We start from the raw sequence: 584 nt of genomic DNA on the forward strand, positions 1-584 counted from the left end.
AGCAGGACCGCCTTTTCGTATGCTTTGCAGAAGACTCCGGCGATCTTCCCCTCACGGTCGATCTCCGCGTCCTTTTCCTGGATTTCCTTTTTTGCTCTCAGGATGTCCAGCGCCTCCTGGGCGGCCTGCTCCCGCTGCTCCTCCGGCAGTTCCTCCACCTGCTTGGTGATCTGGTAGCCCTGATTGATGGACAGTTCCTTCTTGTCCAGCGCCTCCTTGACCGCTGCGGGGGCGTGCTCGTCGATCTGCATCACTTTGCCCATGGTGACCTCGCCAATGCCAACAGAATCGGCCAGTTCTTTGCGGGTACTGATAGGGGGAAGGTTTGACAATGTTGTCAAACCTTCCTCGGATGGGCGATATGCCTGCCCTCCGGCAGACATATTGGCCTTGGCCCTGGCTTCGATCTCCGGCTTGAGTTTCATGGCGATCTTGCCCAGTTCCCACTTGTCCAGGTTACGGCGGCCCTTCTGGGTATCCAGCGCCCACTGCTTGGCCTCCAGCAGATCGTCAAAGGCGAACACCAGCATCTGATAGGGCAGGCCGTGCTTGTCGCACAGGGATTTTCGGTTATGCCCGTCAAT

Annotated in this window: 1 pseudogene; it reads right to left on the reverse strand. The window is 58.0% G+C overall.

Annotated elements, in window-relative coordinates:
• Positions 1-584: pseudogene (locus B5F88_RS20020) on the reverse strand (hypothetical protein); the annotation flags it as partial.

The organism is Flavonifractor sp. An306, from assembly GCF_002159455.1.
Classification (GTDB): domain Bacteria; phylum Bacillota; class Clostridia; order Oscillospirales; family Oscillospiraceae; genus Flavonifractor.